General features: G+C 59.9%; 13 protein-coding genes. 9 read left to right on the forward strand and 4 right to left on the reverse strand.

Annotated features, from left to right (window positions below; all coding sequences use genetic code 11):
• Positions 1 to 631: IS5 family transposase (locus tag ACNFCI_RS16630; RefSeq protein ID WP_416768065.1), on the forward strand; the 631-nt coding region annotated here is incomplete at its 5' end.
• 255 nt (positions 632 to 886) lie between these two features.
• Here ACNFCI_RS16630 and ACNFCI_RS16635 read toward each other — a convergent pair.
• Positions 887 to 2,170 carry a carbohydrate porin gene (locus ACNFCI_RS16635; RefSeq protein WP_023382696.1) on the reverse strand — a complete coding sequence of 428 codons (1,284 nt, stop codon included), beginning with the start codon at positions 2,168 to 2,170 and terminating at the stop codon, positions 887 to 889.
• A gap of 113 nt (positions 2,171 to 2,283) precedes the next feature.
• The gene (locus tag ACNFCI_RS16640; protein ID WP_416768066.1) at positions 2,284 to 4,719 is read right to left on the reverse strand and encodes a membrane-bound PQQ-dependent dehydrogenase, glucose/quinate/shikimate family; all 2,436 of its coding nucleotides are present in this window, start codon (positions 4,717 to 4,719) and stop codon (positions 2,284 to 2,286) included.
• A gap of 551 nt (positions 4,720 to 5,270) precedes the next feature.
• Here ACNFCI_RS16640 and pqqA (ACNFCI_RS16645) point away from each other — a divergent pair.
• On the forward strand, positions 5,271 to 5,342 hold the full coding sequence (gene pqqA, locus ACNFCI_RS16645) for a pyrroloquinoline quinone precursor peptide PqqA (RefSeq protein ID WP_003253598.1): 72 nt from the start codon (positions 5,271 to 5,273) through the stop codon (positions 5,340 to 5,342).
• A gap of 870 nt (positions 5,343 to 6,212) precedes the next feature.
• Here pqqA (ACNFCI_RS16645) and ACNFCI_RS16650 read toward each other — a convergent pair.
• A complete protein-coding gene (locus ACNFCI_RS16650) occupies positions 6,213 to 6,896 on the reverse strand; it encodes a hypothetical protein (RefSeq protein ID WP_416768067.1) in 684 nt (227 codons plus the stop codon).
• 239 nt (positions 6,897 to 7,135) lie between these two features.
• Between ACNFCI_RS16650 and ACNFCI_RS16655 the strand changes: the two genes are divergently transcribed.
• On the forward strand, positions 7,136 to 7,912 hold the full coding sequence (locus ACNFCI_RS16655) for a lipopolysaccharide biosynthesis protein (RefSeq protein WP_368829611.1): 777 nt from the start codon (positions 7,136 to 7,138) through the stop codon (positions 7,910 to 7,912).
• Between the two features lie 98 nt (positions 7,913 to 8,010).
• On the opposite strand, the gene ACNFCI_RS16660 is transcribed toward ACNFCI_RS16655, so the two are convergent.
• Positions 8,011 to 8,559: a serine acetyltransferase gene (locus ACNFCI_RS16660; RefSeq protein WP_084856214.1), complete on the reverse strand. Its 549-nt coding sequence runs from the start codon at positions 8,557 to 8,559 to the stop codon at positions 8,011 to 8,013.
• A gap of 157 nt (positions 8,560 to 8,716) precedes the next feature.
• On the opposite strand from ACNFCI_RS16660, the gene ACNFCI_RS16665 reads away from it, so the two are divergent.
• From ACNFCI_RS16665 to pqqB, 6 genes are all read left to right on the forward strand, one after another.
• Positions 8,717 to 9,178: an Lrp/AsnC family transcriptional regulator gene (locus ACNFCI_RS16665; RefSeq protein WP_084856216.1), complete on the forward strand. Its 462-nt coding sequence runs from the start codon at positions 8,717 to 8,719 to the stop codon at positions 9,176 to 9,178.
• A 183-nt stretch (positions 9,179 to 9,361) separates the two neighbouring features.
• A complete protein-coding gene (locus tag ACNFCI_RS16670; protein WP_084856219.1) occupies positions 9,362 to 11,044 on the forward strand; it encodes a flavin monoamine oxidase family protein in 1,683 nt (560 codons plus the stop codon).
• Between the two features lie 15 nt (positions 11,045 to 11,059).
• Positions 11,060 to 11,854, forward strand: coding sequence for a carbon-nitrogen hydrolase family protein (locus ACNFCI_RS16675; protein ID WP_416768068.1), 795 nt, complete (start codon positions 11,060 to 11,062; stop codon positions 11,852 to 11,854).
• Between the two features lie 123 nt (positions 11,855 to 11,977).
• Positions 11,978 to 14,287 carry a pyrroloquinoline quinone biosynthesis protein PqqF gene (gene pqqF / locus ACNFCI_RS16680; RefSeq protein ID WP_416768069.1) on the forward strand — a complete coding sequence of 770 codons (2,310 nt, stop codon included), beginning with the start codon at positions 11,978 to 11,980 and terminating at the stop codon, positions 14,285 to 14,287.
• 168 nt (positions 14,288 to 14,455) lie between these two features.
• Positions 14,456 to 14,527, forward strand: a complete 72-nt coding sequence (gene pqqA / locus ACNFCI_RS16685; RefSeq protein WP_003243383.1) for a pyrroloquinoline quinone precursor peptide PqqA — start codon at positions 14,456 to 14,458, stop codon at positions 14,525 to 14,527.
• 76 nt (positions 14,528 to 14,603) lie between these two features.
• Entirely contained in the window at positions 14,604 to 15,515 is a 912-nt protein-coding gene (gene pqqB / locus ACNFCI_RS16690) for a pyrroloquinoline quinone biosynthesis protein PqqB (protein ID WP_084856225.1), read from the forward strand.
• Positions 15,516 to 15,645: the final 130 nt, after the last annotated feature.

A 15,645-nucleotide genomic window follows, 5' to 3' on the forward strand; every position in this document is an offset into this window, starting at 1 on the left:
GATATCGATGCCGATCAGTGTCACTGTGCTCATGATGACGATCTCCGCGGTAAAAGCCCCCTGCGAAATCGTAGCTTTCGCAGGGGGCGGGGTGACCATCTCATTAGGGGGGCCTGAAGAACCGTTAGACCATGCCTTCGGGCGCAGTCGAGGCGGTCTGACCACCAAGATTCACATGGTGTGCGATGCCAATGGCGTGCCATTGCATTTCAGGCTTTCACCAGGACAAGCCAGTGATGTCTCCCACGCTCAGCCGCTGCTGCACGCTCAGCCGCTGCTGGATGCTGTAAAAATTGCTGGCAAGCCAGGACGACCGCGTAAACGTAGCCGGTGGTTGCTGGCTGACAAGGGATACGATGCCGAGCACCTGCGCCAGTACTGCGACCGTTACCGAATGCAGCCGGTAATCCCATTGCGCGCTATGCCGCGCAAACCTCGACCTGGCTTGCCCCGACTGTTTGACCGGCCCAAATACCGGCAACGGAACATCATTGAGCGGATGTTTGGCTGGCTGAAAGAAAATCGCAGGATCGGCACTCGCTATGACAAGCTGGCCAAGAGCTTTGCAGCCATGGTCACCTTGGCCTGCAGCCTACGTTGCATGCGGCAATACTTTTCGTACAAAGCCTAGTCATCCATGGCTGCAGCATATCCAAAATTTTGTTCGCGAAAAAAATTGCGCGGAAAAATCACTTATTCCCCTCCCGCCGACGCGCTTTGCCTCGCGAAATAGTGCAAAGCCCAGCCCTGGTGCAGGCTAGCCCCGGGGCAGGCCCAGCGCGGGCCGCGTAGAGCACCAGGGCATTGCACACTGCGCAAAGAATTGAGACCTATGCAGTGCGGTACAGTCCGATGTGTCCGCCAGCGAGCAAGCCAAAGCAAAGCACTAAAGCGTCATTTTTATTTGCAACCCAACCGCCAGCGCGTTTCCTCTTTGTTTACCAAAGAATGCACCAGGCTCGATGTAGTACTGCACGTCGGGGCGCAGCAGTAGCCAAGGGGTCACTTGCGCACCGTAGTTCAGCTCCAGCACTTGCTCGCCGCTATCCAGACCACTGATCATGGAATATTGCTCTGCACCGGCTTCCTGCACATCGCGGGTGCGCGGGTTAATCACGGCGCGGCCATAGCCAAAGGAAATGGAGTCTTGCGGGCGGCTGTCAAACGGCTTTTGCCTAACCAGGCCCACGGAGTACCAGCGACGCATGGGTGAGGTCGCAGCGTTACTGGTGGCAGCTTGCCCGAACAACCGTAGGGCACTCGCTGGGTCTTGCTCATCGCGCCAGATCGCCTGGTCGACCAGCAAGTAAGCGCCTGTACGACTGCTGCTTTTACCGGTGCCGCCAATCTTGGGGTAATCGGATGTATCGTAGTACCAGCCCACTTTGTACTGGCCGTTGAGGAAGGCGCCGTTATTGATGATCGCCTCCAGTGGCATGATGGCGCCCGTCGTGCCATTGGCGGGCATGGCGAAGGCTTTGGATACGCGCGCGTTGTACTCCGGGTTGACTTGGAACAACGCCGTTTGCAGCGTCAGCGACGGGTTGACGTCATACCGCAACTCGCCACCCCAGTGGGCTGTCGGGTAGTTACCCCAGCCACTGCCGCTGGACATGGTCAGCGGGTGTGCACAAAAGCCGGCGCTGACAAAGTTGGCCAGGATCGGCATGCCACCGAACTCGGTGCCCATGACCATGTAGCCAACCTTGGCGGACAAGTCGGGGGAGAACAGATTGCGCTGGTAACTCAACTCCGTCAGCCGGGTGTACTCGCCCCCATAGATTTCTTGCGCGGACATGCGGTTGCCAATCAGGTCCTCGGTGGCACTGTGGCCGCGACGATCATTGACCAGCACTTGCACACGACCGGCATTTGGAATGTCGAGCAGTTTGCTCAAGTCAAACTGCGCGCCCAGACGTATCTGTTGTGCATAGCGGGTGCCGCGCTTGATGCCGCCATTCAGGCTGGAAAGGGTTTCCGAGGTGTAGTCACCCGTCAGCTTTATACCTTGCTCCTCCAGCTTCTGGCGCTGTCCGCCCCAGTTGCCAGTGAGCGTAGGTTGCGTCATCAGGCTGGCAGTGCCTGCCAGTGCGCAAGGCAGGGGCAGGAAACACAGGGACAAGCCGCTGCACAGGCTGCAGGCCAGCACGATGCGGAGGGGTAATGACATGGTGGGCAGGCTCCCTTGCGTGAAAATCGTTGCACAGCCCAGGCTTGCGAGAGGGCCGACTGGAAAGAAAAATCCCCGCGAACGGGGATTTTTCATAGGGCATCAACGAAGCGTTACGGCTTGCTGCTGTCAGGCAGCGCGTACGCGATGATGTAGTCGCCCACATCTGGCGAGTGGCTCATGCCGCCCGCGGAGATCACCACATACTGTTTGCCGGTGGTGGGCGACTTGTAAATCAGCGGGGCCGCCACGGCGCCCACTGGCAAGCGGGCCTTCCAGACTTCCTTACCGGTTTTCGAGTCGAGTGCACGCAGGTAGTAGTCCTGAGTGCCAGCGAAGAACACCAGGCCGGATGCCGTCGAGGTCGGGCCACCCAGCGTCGGCATACCCAGCGGGATCTGCATATGCGTCTTGATCCCCAGGGGGCCAGTATCCTGAACCGTGCCCAGTGGCACCTGCCATACCAGCTTCTGGGTATTCAGGTCGATCGCGCTCATGCTGCCAAACGGTGGGGTATTGCATGGCACGCCCAGCGGCGACTGGAGAATGTCGATCTTCACGCCGCCATAGATACCTGCAACCTGCGGGCGAATGGTGCCCATGAAACCAGGCACTTCATCGGTCGAGACTTTGTACTTACGGGTGTTTTCCTGGGTTACCAGCGACATGCGCAACGGCATGCGCATGTCGTTGACGAACATCATGCCGGTGTTTTCATCGATGGAAATACCACCCCAGTTCATGCCACCCAGCAGCCCGGGCCATTCAATGTACGGCTTCTCGGTGGGCGGTGTGAACGGGCCGACGTATACCGAGTCCTTGAACATGATGCGGCAGTAGAGTTGGTCGAAGGTGGATACCCCCCACATCGATTGCTCGGTCAGTGGGTCCGCACCAATCACCGGCATGCCGGTCGAGAACGGTTGGGTTGGCGAAAGGTGTTCGCCTTCTGCAGCCGGTGAGGTGGGAACAGGGCGTTCCTGGACTTCTGTGACGGGCTGACCAGTACGGCGGTCCAGTACGAAGATATTGCCGGTCTTGGTGGTCTGAATCAGCACCGGGGTCTTCACCCCTTGCGCATTGTTCATTTCGTAGAGCACGGGTTGCGACGGCAGGTCGTAGTCCCAGACATCATGATGGACAGTCTGGTAAACCCACTTCGCCTTACCCGTCGACGCGTCGACCGCGACAATCGCTGTGCCGAACTTCTCCTTCACCTGATTCCGGTCGCCACCCCAATAGTCAGGCGGGCCGTTACCGGTTGGCAGGTAGACCAGGTTCAATTCCTTATCGTAGGTAGGAACGGTCCATACGTTAGGTGTTTCCAGCGCGAACTGATGGTCAGCCGCCGCTGTGTCGGTGCCCTCGGGCGCGCCGACATCCCACGCCCATACCAGCGCACCGGTCAGCACATCGAACGCACGTACGGCACCGGAAGGCTCGCCGGCCACGATGTCACGTACCCAACCACCCACCACCGTGAGGTGGCCCATGACGACCGGCAGCGATGTCGGGTGGTAGCGCTTGCTGTTTTCCGTTGGTCCCATGCCTTTCTTGAGGTCAACGAAACCTTGCTCGCCAAAGTTAGGGCACAGGTTGCCAGTGTGTGCGTCCAGGGCAAACAAGCGGGCATCCACCGACGACACCAGAATGCGCTGGCGACATTGCTGTTCGCTGGCATGCGAGGCCTTGGCCTCGGCGCTCAGGCTGTCGTCGCGGTCGATGTCGTAATAGCCCACACCTCGACAGGTCACGTGCTCGGCGCTCTTGGCGTGCGGATCGAACTTCCAGAGCGGTTTGCCGCTGTCGCCATCCAGCGCGGTGATCAGGTTTTCCGGAGTGCACGAGTAGAGCACGTTGCCAATCTGCAACGGCGTGTTCTCGTCGACGCCGGCACCTGGGCCGGTAGTTCTACGACCGGTCCGGTAGGTCCAGGCAACTTGCAGATCCTTAACGTTTTCCGGGGTAATTTCTGTGTAGGGGGCAAAGCGCGTTCCCGAAGCGTTGCGCCCGAAGAACTCCCAGTTGTCCGGGGCCTCAGCGGTTGCATCCGGGATTGCCGGGCTACCAGCTGCAATCGGGTTGGAGATCCCGCCGTGGGGGAAGAAGGCGGCGATGAACGTGGCGATCAAGGCCAGGAACACAGCAAACCCGGCGCGATTGGCGGCTCGACGTGTGCCCGACGCAGTATCGGGTAACGCAGCTCCGACCCACAGGCTCAGGGTCAGGATGATTGCTGGAACAACCAGGCGAGGCAGCAGTTGCCAGTAACTGAACTGACCAACTTCGTAAAAAGCCCATGCGCAAGTAGCAAGGAAAATCAGAATGGAAAGCACGATACTGAGCTTCTTACGCAAGAATGCAAGCACAGCCAGCACTACGTAAGCCAGCCCTGCCAGCAAGTAATAACTTGAACCGCCCAAGGCCAGAAGCTTGGCACCGCCATAAATCAATGCCAGCGCTACACACATTACAAGTAGCGAGAAAAGAATCCGCCCGGCACCGCTTAACGAGCGCCTCCCAGCGTTGCTGCAATTATCATCCGTCATAGTGTGTAAGCTCAATTGGTGAGTACATAGCTGCTCCCTCAGGGGTGCGAGCAAACAAGCCAAGGAAAGGGTGGCCTCTGGTTTTGGCAGGTGGTACGAACAGAAGCTTCGGGAAGGTTTTCGCCAACAATAGATTTCGTGTAAAGCGTCAGCGATACAGATTAAGCGCTACTAGCCGCAGAACAAATCAGGTAAGTCAGCTGACACGAAAAATCTATAAACTCGGTATAAGCCCTACATTAAAACCCATAACCCATGGCTTAACGCCATTACAAGAATAATCCAAAACAGCCGCCCCAATAAATTCACACTATTGAAAAAGATTTTTTTCAAATCAGCAACAATCAGTCTTGCCCTATGAAACCGATGCCCGCAGCACGCCAACCTCTAGCTTTCCAATGAGCCACAGTTGTTACGCCATTTGCAAAAGACCTTCTCCAAAAACGATAAGGTTAGAAGAATGGTCTTCTTGTAATATAATTCTACCCTATCTATATGCATCCCAACTGATAGGGTGAGACGATGTCCCACTTTTCAAAAGGAGCCATGTTATGTGGACAAAACCTGCCTTCACTGACCTGCGCATTGGCTTTGAAGTCACCATGTACTTCGCTAATCGCTAAATTTTTATTCAAACTTCACGCCTCGGCCTGCCGGGGCTCTTCCTTTTCCGACAATATTTCTGAAATAGCAGACGGCCATTCAGGGCCTGAAGAAGAAACCTAAGTCAGTACTTAAGGTATGTCAAAAGCCCAGAGATGCCATAGACGGATCTCACCAGGTGTTCCGCCAGCCTGGTAGGCCCACTGACGATCATGAGTGCTCTTACCGCAGACAGGTACGGGTAGACCCGACTGAACAAGATGTTTCGCATTCTCCTGCCTTACGAGCAAAGCTGAGTCGCTCTTCAGTGGCGCTTCCAGAGAATCAATCTTCCGGAGTGGCTGTTTCCGGTATACCGAGCATCCGCCAGAGACAGTACAGCCAAGGTACACTGCCCAGCTTGGGCAAGCTTCTCTAGATTACGCTCAAAACCACATACTACGTGGCCTCCAGCTGTGCTAACCTACGCTCAGCTTTGAGTGGTTTCGCTAGGCATGTCGGTTAGCCAAGCAACTCATAATCCTTTGGTCCACGGTTCGAGTCCGTGTGGGCCCACCATCTTTAAAGCCGCGCACTGTGCGGCTTTGCCGTTTCTGCAGCCTCACATTTTCGCGGATATAGACCTTTCACAAGCGGGACAAGCGTCCACACTGTGTCCACACCGGTCCGCAATCAGGTTCCACTCTGACAGAACCCTACCAACTCAAAGCCAAACGGCCTGGCTTGGAAAATAGACAGTGAGCCGAATAGGTTCGCTAATCGGCTCATCGATGAAGGCCTCTCATGAACGACGCGCTCTGGATTTGGCAACAACCCGAGTAGCCACACTTCAGCTGGCAAGCCGAAGCGCTTGCATGCGCTCATCACCGGCACGCAGCTGAGCACACGAGCTAGATATCGCGGCGCAACAGGGTTTTCCCGAAATTCTGGAACACCTGGGTGTACTGCTTTCGCCAGTTGTTCGCCCAGAACTCGGCATCCGGGAACGTACCATCCAGGGACCGGGCGGCCAACACGTCGCTTGGCGCGATTTCCTCAGGCTGCTGCTGGCTCAGCATTGGGAACGCCATGTAGGCCCTGAATTTTTTCGAAAACACTTTATCGATTGCGGTGCCGGAATAAGGGGCATGACTCAACAGATGTCGGCACCCCTCGCTCGACAAGATATAGGCATGCGTCCCTTTGGTGCGCACCCTTGCCACCCCTCTGTACCAGGTGAGCCATACCCGGCCAAGGTTGGCGCCCAGGTAGAACAACTCAGGCGATTTCTTGTTCAGGAACGTATTGATCTGGCTGACTTGCTGAACGCCGAACGGCACCAGCGTCGCATCGTCCTCCAGCACCAGCACACGCCGATAGCCTCGTTCCAGCGCCAACCGCGCGCATTTCATATGGGAATCGAAGCATCCACGTTCCGGGCTTTGCTGGTCGCGCTCGACGATGAGGAACTCAATCGCGAGGCCACTGCCGTGGAACTCTTTCGTTAGCAACGCGCGCCGGTCTTCGCGCTCGCGAAGACTGATGCAAAATACGCCATCAACGTCCAGTTGACTCAAATCCTTTGTTTTCGACATGCCAAACCATTGCGAACTGATTTTTCAAAAACTCGATGGCAGCTAGCGCTGGCACCCCTGAAAATTGGATCCGCGACATTGTCGCCGAAATAACATCATTACGCCACGACGTTCAGCGCATGCGCTTCGTCGCCCCGATTGCACATGAGCCACGGGTATAGCGCAGGCGGAACGAACAGTACATTTCAAACTCTATAGCATTTGTTGCTTCTACCTAACCTAGAGATAAACGCGACCCCATGCGTACTGCTTCCTCCTTGCCCGAACGAGCCGAGGAATTCGAAAAGTGTCGGAATATTGCTAGCGGCCCAGTCATCCTTTTGGCCTCGGGCGTCTCGGCCAAGCACTTTCCCATCGATGAATTCCCCAATGTGCCGATCATCGCCATGAACGGCTCTATCGCAATGCTGGATACGGCAGGGACTAACCCGTTTTTCTATGTATGCACGGATCGGGACTTTTCACGCCAGCAGCCCCAGTTGTTTGCACAAGCCATGGCAAAGAGTCAGCGGGTGGCGATGTGGCAGGATCAGTACGAAACACTGTCGGCCCCACCGGCCGGTGAGGTTTTTTTCCTGCACAAAGCCCCTGACCTGTCTTTCTTTCAGCGCTATGTCCATCGAGACCAGGCGCTGGTACGCAATCGAAACAGCCTGGATAGACGTGCTCGCTCGCTGGGTTTCAGCAAGGACCTCTCCCATGGTTTCTTCGACGCGCGTACCGTGGCTTACGTAGCGCTACAGATTGCCTATCACGTGGGTTTTAGCCGGGTATTCCTCGTAGGTGTCGACCTGGATCAGTCGGCAGGGCGTTTCTACGAAAAGGACGACTCGCACAGATCGCCTTGTGGTCTGGACCAGCATTTTGAAGAGCGAATCTTGCCGTCATTCGAACTGACGGCACGGCAGGTCGTTGGCGAGCGCTTCAGAATCTACAATCTGTCTGCCCGTTCTCGGATTCCGGAGAGTGTGGTGCCAAAGATCACGCTCGAGGCATTCAGGGGCATGGTCAACTAGAGCCTTTGGGATAATGCTGTCTGTTTGAGCAGTTGGGGCCGCTACGCGCCCCGTCGCGGGACAAGCCCGCTCCTACAGGGACGTCGCCATTTTTGAGGTCATCTCTCGATGACAACGGCAGTGCGCTGGTTGTAGAAAACGCAGTTGTCGGGAATAGGCTTGTTGACCAATGACATGGCACCGATGGTCACGTTGTCGCCTATGTGAACATCATCCGAAATCACGCAACTGTTCGCACCGATGCTGACATTGTCGCCGAGCTCCAAGCGATAACGCTTCAGCCCCAATGTCTTGATGCCGATGGTGCAGTTCTGGCGAATGAACAGGTTGCGTCCGATTCGAGCGTGGCCACTGATCACCACGCCCGGCAGGTGAGCGATACGTACCCCAGGCCCAATCGAAGCCTCCAGGCCAATGTCGACGGCATACTTCAAGTTCAAACGTTCATTGAGCCGACGCGCATAGGCCGCACATGCGCCTCCCTTGCCATGGCAGTATTGGGCGAAGCGGAACCAGAATAGGTAGCGCAACTTATTGTCCTTGCGCGCACGGCGAAGCACGTTGAAGAACAGACTGGTACACCGGCCTGGCTTTTTCTTGTTGGAGACTTCCGTGCGCCAACATTCGAGCAATTCTTCGAATGTCACTGTTGGGCCTGCTTGCAGAGCTGAGGGTCGATGATGGAGGGCATCCACGTGCGCCGCAAGCCAACCGCTGTATTTTCATTACGATAGGAGTCAGAGGCCTTCTTGCGCACGCTAGCCGTCCAATACTAGGCTACGCCGCTGACAAAAGAGACCCATCATGTCCGACATCCGTCCCATCGCCCTCGACGAAATCGACCGCCAGTTGATCGCCCTTCTGCAGATCAACGCGCGCGAAAGCGTCGCCACCCTCGCCCGCCAGCTGGGCATCGCCCGCACGACGGTGAACTCGCGCCTCGAGCGCCTGGAAAAGAGCAAGGTCATCACCGGCTATGGCGTGCGCCTGGGCCAGCGCCTGATCGGCGGTGGCCTGCAAGCCTATGTGGGCATCAAGGCACAACCCCGCTCGGGCAAGGACATCGTGCGCCGGCTCACCGCCATGGGGCAGGTCCAGCAACTGTGCGCGGTCAGCGGCGAATTCGACTACGTCGCCTGGCTCAGCAGCGACTCGCCCGAACAGCTGGACCAACTGCTCGACCAGATCGGCAGCCTGGAAGGGGTGGAGAAGACCACCACCTCCATCATCCTCAGCAGCAAGGTCGACCGGGGGCAACCGGGCTGAGTTGATGCGCGGGCTCATGCCTGTCGTCATTATGCGCAAAAGAACGATCGTTTAGACGATCATCCGCACATAACGACGCCACTCTGCACCTTAATTACGAACACCCCACTCCCTAAAATGGCCTCCAGGCAATTTCCTATACTCAGGCTCCGCCCCCTGCGCAGCCCCTGGCAAGGTCATCATATGAACAAGAAAAACCGCCACCCCGCCGACGGCAAGAAACCCATCACCATCTTCGGCCCGGACTTCCCCTTCGCGTTCGACGATTGGCTGGAGCACCCCGCCGGCCTGGGCAGCATCCCGGCAGAGCGCCACGGTGAGGAGGTCGCCATTGTCGGTGGCGGTATCGCGGGCCTGGTGGCGGCCTACGAGTTGATGAAGCTGGGCCTCAAGCCCGTGGTGTACGAGGCGTCCAAGCTGGGTGGGCGCCTGCGTTCGCAGGCTTTCAATGGCACCGACGGCATCGTCGCCGAGCTGGGCGGCATGCGTTTCCCGGTCTCGTCCACGGCCTTCTATCACTATGTCGACAAGCTGGGCCTTGAGACCAAGCCATTCCCCAACCCGCTGACCCCAGCCTCGGGCAGCACCGTGATCGACCTGGAAGGCCAGACCTACTACGCCGAGAAGATCTCCGACCTGCCGGCGCTGTTCCAGGAAGTGGCCGATGCCTGGGCCGATGCCTTGGAAAGCGGCGCCCAGTTCAGCGAGATCCAGCAGGCCATCCGCGACCGCGACGTGCCGCGCCTCAAGGAGCTGTGGAATACCCTGGTACCGCTGTGGGACGACCGCACCTTCTATGACTTCGTCGCCACATCGCGCTCGTTCGCCAAGCTCAGCTTCCAGCACCGCGAAGTGTTCGGCCAGGTCGGTTTCGGCACCGGCGGCTGGGATTCGGACTTCCCCAACTCGATGCTGGAAATCTTCCGCGTGGTGATGACCAACTGCGACGACCACCAGCATCTGGTGGTCGGCGGCGTGGAGCAGGTGCCGCAGGGTATCTGGCGCCACGTGCCGGAGCGCTGCGCCCATTGGCCGGCCGGCACCAGCCTCAGCTCATTGCACGGTGGTGCGCCGCGCGCCGGGGTCAAGCGCATCCACCGCGCCAGCGATGGCAGCCTGGCGGTCACCGACAACTGGGGTGACACCCGCCACTACGCGGCCGTGCTCGCCACCTGCCAGACCTGGCTGCTGACCACCCAGATCGACTGCGAGGAGTCGCTGTTCTCGCAAAAGATGTGGATGGCCCTGGACCGCACCCGCTACATGCAATCGTCCAAGACCTTCGTCATGGTCGACCGGCCGTTCTGGAAGGACAAGGACCCGGAGACCGGTCGTGACCTGATGAGCATGACGCTCACCGACCGCCTGACCCGTGGTACCTACCTGTTCGACAACGGCGACGACAAGCCCGGGGTCATCTGCCTGTCCTACGCGTGGATGAGCGACGCCCTGAAGATGCTGCCGCACCCGACCGAGAAACGCGTGCAGCTGGCCCTCGATGCCCTGAAGAAGATCTACCCGAAGACCGATATCGCCGGCCACATCATCGGTGACCCGATCACCATTTCCTGGGAAGCCGACCCGTACTTCCTCGGCGCCTTCAAGGGCGCGCTGCCGGGGCACTACCGCTATAACCAGCGCATGTACGCGCACTTCATGCAGCAGGACATGCCGGCCGAGCAGCGCGGTATCTTCATCGCCGGCGATGATGTGTCGTGGACACCGGCCTGGGTGGAAGGGGCGGTACAAACGTCGCTCAACGCCGTGTGGGGTATCATGAACCACTTCGGTGGCAAGACCCACCCGGAGAACCCAGGCCCAGGCGACGTCTTCCACGAGATCGGGCCGATCGCCCTGCCCGACTGAAGACAAGGAGGCACCATGCGCATCGCTCTCTACCAGGGCGCGCCCCGGCCACTGGACGTGGCCGGCAACCTTGAGCGCCTGCACCAGCAGGCGCAGCTGGCGGCCGCCCGCGGCGCCCAGTTGCTGGTATGCCCAGAGATGTTCCTGAGCGGCTACAACATCGGGCTGCAAGCGGTGCAACGTCTGGCCGAGGCCGATGATGGTGCGTCGGCCATGGCAGTGGTGGAAATCGCCCAGGCCAACCGCATCGCCATCGTCTACGGCTACCCCGAACAGGCCGAGGACGGCGCGATCTACAACAGCGTGCAATTGATCGATGCCCAGGGGCGCAGCCTGTGCAACTACCGCAAGACCCACCTGTTCGGTGAGCTGGACCGCGCCATGTTCAGCCCCGGCCCCGATCACTTCCCGGTGGTCGAGCTGGGCGGCTGGAAGCTCGGTTTGCTGATCTGCTACGACATCGAGTTCCCGGAGAATGCGCGTCGCCTGGCCTTGGCCGGCGCCGAACTGATCCTGGTGCCGACCGCGAATATGGAGCCTTACGACTTCATCTGCCAGGTTACCGTGCGCGCGCGAGCCCAGGAGAACCAGTGCTACCTGGTATACGCCAACTACTGTGGGACGGAAGGCGAGATCCGGTATTGCGGGCAGAGCAGTATCGTTGGGCCGGATGGGGACGTGTTGGCAATCGCTGAGCGAGAGGAGCGCGTGCTGCTGGCGGAGCTGGATCGAGAACGGGTAGTGCGCGGGCGGGAGGCGTTTCCCTACCTGACGGATTTGCGGCAGGAGCTGCATCTACGCAAAGGCTGAGATCGGTCGAGGCCGCTGCGCGGCCCAATCGCGGGGCAAGCCCGCTCCTACAAGAATGGTGCGCAATCCCTGTGGGTGCGGGCTTGCCCCGCGATTGGGTGACAAATGCGTTAGCATTACCCCATGCCCGACGCCACCCGCCACCTCACCCTCAACAACGGCTTGCAGCTCACCCTGCGCCATGCCCCGCGGCTCAAACACGCTGCGGCGGCGCTGCGGGTACACGCCGGCAGCCATGACGCCCCAGCCAGGTGGCCTGGCCTGGCGCATTTCCTGGAGCACCTGTTCTTCCTCGGCAACGCCCGCTTTCCCTTGGAAGACGGCCTGATGCGCTACGTCCAGGGTTTGGGCGGCCAGGTCAACGCCAGCACCCGCGAGCGCACCACCGACTTCTTCTTCGAAGTCCCGCCCACCGCCCTGGCAGGCGGGCTGGAGCGTCTCTGCCAGATGCTCGCCGAGCCCGACCTGGGTATCGAACGCCAGCATCGTGAGCGGGAAGTGATCCACGCGGAGTTCATCGCCTGGTCGCGCAGCCCCGAGGCCCAGCGGCAATTCGCCTTGCTCCAGCGCGTATCCGCCCGCCATCCGTTGAGCGGTTTCCAGGCGGGCAACCGGCATACCCTGCCCATTCACGACCCAGCGTTCCAGCAGGGGCTCGGACAGTTCCACCAGACGTACTACCAAGGTGGCCACATCACCCTGAGCCTGTGCGGCCCTCAGCCACTGGATGCTCTGCAGGCGCTGGGCTTGCGCTTCGCCTCGCTGTTCCCGAGCGGCAAGCGTGCTGCACGAATACCTGTGCCCCCCCTTCTCTGCGAGCCGATGGCCCCTCCGGTCGTACGAGATGGCACACTGGACCTGGTGTTCGCCCACGAGCAGTTGCCACCGCAGGCAGAACAGGCCTTCGAGCTCTTGCGCGCTTGCCTCAGTGACAATCGCCCCGGCAGCTGGTTGGGCTACGCGCGCGAACAAGGCTGGCTGCAGGGTTCGAAGGCCGAGCTTCTGTACTCACACGCAGGTCAATTGCTCTGGGCGCTGCACCTGCAGTCAAGCGAAAACGCCCCACCCGAGCAGGTCCAAGCATCGTTGCACGGCTGGCTGGGCTTCCTGCGCAAAGCGCATCCACAGGGTTTGAACGAGCTGTTCGCCCGCCTGCAATACAACCGCGAACAAGCGGCCAGCGCCCTGGAACTGGCTCGCCGGGACAGCATGAGGCTGCCTTTCCAGGGGCTGGATGAGCAAGGTCTTCGGGCATTCAGCGCACTGTTGCTGACCCTGCCCGGCAGCGAACATGGTCGATGGCAACTCCCTCCAGCCGAGCCATTGCTCCAGCCCGGCTTCAACCCGCATGACAGAGCGCCATTGCCCAAGGGGCTGGCCATCAGCACCAGCCTGCCCCCATCACGCCGTTTCGCCGCGCTCTACCTGCGCTGGCAGGTCTCGTCGGATGCACGCTCACGTTTGCAGCCGGTGTTCGTGCATGCACTGCAGCCCTTGGTCGAGCGCGCCGAGCGTGCTTCGGTGAAATTGGAATTCATCGCCATTGGCGATTGCTGGCAGCTGACTTGCGCAGGTCTACCGGAAGCCGTCGTGCATACGATGAAGGAAGCCCTGCCACTGCTAAGGGCCGCCGCGACGGCTCCCCGTGCACGGCCCTGCGCGCCGGAGCCCAAGCTGATCCCGCTGCGCATGCTGCTCAAGGCCTTGCCCGATGCCGTCCGGGGCATGACCCAGCCCGCCCCTGCAGCAGCGCAGCAATGGCCGGGCGAGCTATGGCAGGCCGCTCGCTGGCACGGGTTACTGGTGGGCTTCGACAAGGCCGCACAATCGGCCCTGGGAGCGACCTTGAAAACACTGCCAGGCCTGCCGACCGGCCTTGCATCACCCGAACCCTTCAAGGGCCGCGAGTGGCAGCAGGTAGAGACCCAGAGCAATGAACAGGCCCTGTTGCTGTTCTGCCCGCTGCCTGCATCATTGCAAGCTGCAGGCCGCCTGCTCGCCCATTTGCTGCAGGGGCCTTTCTACCAGCGCCTGCGCGTCGAGCTGCAATTGGGCTACGCCGTGTTCAGCGCCTTTCGTCAGGTCGAAGGGGTCGGTGGCCTGCTCTTCGGCGTGCAGTCGCCCAACACCAGTCTCGGGCAGATCCTTGGCCATATACTAAAGCTGCTGGCAGAAGACCTGCCGTTGGCCTCCGAAGCCCGCCAGGCGCTGGCCGCGCAATTCGAGGAAAGCGCCATGGCCAATGCCGAGGTCGCCGACTGGGCGTGGCAGACATACCTGGCGACACAAACTGACGACCTCGACCTCATGCAGCGGTCTATCCTGAATACAACGCAAGAACAACTCGATGATCTCAGGCAAGCGCTGCTGGCAGCCGATCAAGGCTGGCTGTGCTTGGCCAATGGTCCGGCACCTGATGGGCATGGGCAGTGAAATCCGCAGGATTGTTACGGAGACTGCAATGGCACTTTTCGAATAATTAACCTTTCGGTACAAATTTTTCTTGTAAGATAGCGCAATCTCAGCCAATGGAACCTCCTTCTTCAGGCGGCGCCAAACAAGTAGCTGACCACCCCAACCCCATCCGGAAGGAGAACGCCCATGTGGACCAAACCTGCATACACTGACCTGCGTATCGGCTTCGAAGTGACCATGTACTTCGCCAACCGCTGATTACCGCAGCGCTTCGACGCCTCGGTCCGCCGGGGCGTTTTCGTTTTCTGCATACGGCTTTGCACAGAGAGGGGCCATGTACATCCAGATCCTCGGTTCCGCCGCTGGCGGCGGTTTTCCCCAGTGGAACTGCAACTGCGTCAACTGCAAGGGCTACCGCGACGGCACCCTGCGCGCCACAGCGCGTACCCAGTCGTCCATTGCCCTCTCCGATGACGGTGAGCACTGGGTCCTGTGCAACGCCTCGCCGGACATCCGCGCGCAGTTGCAGGGCTTCGCGCCCATGCAGCCAGCCCGTGCCCTGCGCGATACCGGCATCGACGCGATCGTCCTGCTCGACAGCCAGATCGATCACACCACCGGCCTGCTCAGCCTGCGTGAAGGCTGCCCGCACCAGGTCTGGTGCACCGACATGGTCCACCAAGACCTGACCACCGGTTTCCCGCTGTTCAATATGCTCAGCCACTGGAACGGTGGCCTGGTGTGGAACCGCATCGAGCTGCAAGGCAGCTTCGTCATCCCAGCCTGCCCGAACCTCAGGTTCACCCCCTTCCCCCTGCGCAGCGCCGCACCACCCTATTCACCGCACCGCTTCGACCCGCACCCCGGTGACAACCTTGGCCTGCTGGTGGAGGACCTGCGTACCGGCGGCAAGCTGTTCTACGCCCCAGGCCTTGGCCAGGTCGACGACAAGCTGCTGCAGATGATGCAAGACGCCGACTGCCTGCTGGTCGATGGCACGCTGTGGGAGGATGACGAAATGCAGCGTCGGGGCGTAGGCACCCGTACCGGCCGTGAGATGGGCCACCTGGCGCAGAATGGCCCAGGCGGTATGCTCGAGGTGCTGGAGGGCTTCCCTCGCCAGCGCAAGGTGCTCATCCACATCAACAACACCAACCCGATCCTCGACGAAGCGTCCCCCGAACGGGCCGAAGTGCAACGCCGGGGCGTCGAAGTTGCCTACGACGGTATGAGTATCGAGTTGTAAGGGGGCTGCTCGCCCCTTGTAGGAGCGGCCTTGTGCCGCGACAGGGCCGCCCCGGCAGAACGCCGGAACATGGCAAGGGCTTCGCCCTTGATCGCGGGGCAAGCCCGCTCCTACAAAGACCTCGCCATAA

It is taken from the genome of Pseudomonas sp. NY15356 (assembly GCF_048068175.1).
GTDB lineage: Bacteria > Pseudomonadota > Gammaproteobacteria > Pseudomonadales > Pseudomonadaceae > Aquipseudomonas > Aquipseudomonas putida_K.